At 64.2% G+C, this 1,611-nt stretch carries 3 protein-coding genes and 1 pseudogene; 1 reads left to right on the forward strand and 3 read right to left on the reverse strand.

What is annotated here, in order from left to right; genetic code table 11:
• From CWO89_RS43990 to CWO89_RS49010, 3 genes are all read right to left on the reverse strand, one after another.
• A partial coding sequence (locus CWO89_RS43990) for an SDR family oxidoreductase (protein WP_130584356.1) occupies positions 1 to 802 on the reverse strand: 802 nt, incomplete at its 3' end.
• Between the two features lie 143 nt (positions 803 to 945).
• Positions 946 to 1,143: a hypothetical protein gene (locus CWO89_RS43995; protein WP_245476863.1), complete on the reverse strand. Its 198-nt coding sequence runs from the start codon at positions 1,141 to 1,143 to the stop codon at positions 946 to 948.
• An 83-nt stretch (positions 1,144 to 1,226) separates the two neighbouring features.
• Positions 1,227 to 1,352 carry a hypothetical protein gene (locus CWO89_RS49010; RefSeq protein ID WP_282530155.1) on the reverse strand — a complete coding sequence of 42 codons (126 nt, stop codon included), beginning with the start codon at positions 1,350 to 1,352 and terminating at the stop codon, positions 1,227 to 1,229.
• A 95-nt stretch (positions 1,353 to 1,447) separates the two neighbouring features.
• Between CWO89_RS49010 and CWO89_RS48640 the strand changes: the two are divergent.
• Positions 1,448 to 1,611: pseudogene (locus tag CWO89_RS48640) on the forward strand (helix-turn-helix domain-containing protein); the annotation flags it as partial.

Here is a 1,611-nt window from a genome sequence, read left to right on the forward strand (position 1 = left end):
GCGGCGCCGTCGTCGGCGCGTCATCGTGGAACGTCCGCGCGCGATCGAGCGCGGCCTGCTGAATCTCTTCGTCCGACATCGCGTCGACATCGATGCCTGCGCCCTTCATCCGCTGGCGTGCCTGCAGGATCTCCTGCTCGGTGAGCTGGTCGGACTCCGTGCCGATCTGCACCTTCCGCGAATTGGAGACGATCGAGGTGCCGATATGGCCGGGCATCACCACCGAGCACTTGATATGCGGCGCATTCAGCCGGAGGTCGTTGATCAGCGCCTCGGTGAATCCCTTCACCGCGAACTTCGCCGCGCTATAGGCGGTGTGCGCCACGCCCATGCCGACGCTCGCCCAGAATCCGTTGACGCTGGAGGTGTTGACGATGTGCCCCTCGTCCGCCTTCACGAGCAGCGGCAGGAAGGTGCGGACGCCGAGATAGACGCCGCCCCAGCAGATGTTGAAGGTGCGCTCCCACTGCTCGCGCGTATTGGTGAACAGGCTGCCTCCGCCGCCGATGCCGGCATTGTTGAACAGCAGGTGGATCTTGTCCGTCGCCTGCTGCTCGATCACCTCGTCGCGAAAGCGCTTGAGATGATCCTCGATCGAGACGTCGGCCACATGAGTGGTGACACGCAATCCCTGCGGCAACTTCTCCGTTTCACACAGCCGCTTCGTCTCCGCCATCGCCTCAAGCGAGACGTCGCACATCGCGACATTGCACCCCTCCGCCACGAGCTGCCGCGCCAGCTCGCGGCCCATGCCCGTGCCGCCGCCCGTGATGACGGCAATCTTCCCGGCAAATTCCTTCATTGGAGACGCTCCCGCTTGTTCTTGTTGGTTGATGCGTCCCATTCCACAAGGCGGGAAATCGACGCCCGGCGTTTGTGCCGGTGGCAGCAAGACTAGCCAATGTCGAAGCCACGATCCAGTTGCAGCTCGTTCACCTAGCCGCTTCATCGCCTCGCGATCAGCCTCAGCCATGGCCCCAAATGGAACGCGCTCATCAGCACGTACATCGGGACCATTCCCGCGAACGGCGACGTGCCTTGCGAGCAAAGCATATCGGGCGCGCCGCCGACCACACCGGTGAGCAGCGCCATGACCGCGAAGGTCGGTGCGGCCGCAAGCGACAGCCAATCGGCTGCCGGCATCTTCGTTGTGACGCTCGAACATTGCGACGGCGAAACCTCCTTCGCCGTCTCAACGTCGAGCTTTGGGCAATGTACCGTCATCGTCATTCCCTGTTCTCGATATCGCTCGTCGAGTGGCCCGGGCCGACCGTCAGCACCGTGACGACGGCCTCCGCCCACTCCACCGTGGCGGTGAGGAATGTTGGGGAAAGGATCGTCCAGTCGACCATGAGCCGGTCTCCTCGCTGCGTACTGGTCTGTCACGGTGAGTTAGACTAGGACCGGGCGCTGAAGGGGTGAGAGTGACAAGTGTGACGGGATTCCCATGGACTCGCTGATCACGGCCGCCGCGCGTGCGCTCGCGATGGGCGATCCCCTCGGCGCCTTGAACCGCGTTGCGCTGCGCGAGGACGCGCCGGCGCTGGCGCTTCGTGGGATTGCGATGGCGCAGCTCGGCGATTTCGTCCGCGCCAAGGCTCTGCTGCGCAG

Source organism: Bradyrhizobium sp. Leo170 (assembly GCF_004296405.1).
Classification (GTDB): Bacteria; Pseudomonadota; Alphaproteobacteria; order Rhizobiales; family Xanthobacteraceae; genus Bradyrhizobium.

Coding starts and splice junctions, on each gene's coding strand:
- CWO89_RS49010 (WP_282530155.1), bottom strand. CDS start 1,352: ATGGTCGACTGGACGATCCTTTCCCCAACATTCCTCACCGCCACGGTG.
- CWO89_RS43995 (WP_245476863.1), bottom strand. CDS start 1,143: ATGCCGGCAGCCGATTGGCTGTCGCTTGCGGCCGCACCGACCTTCGCG.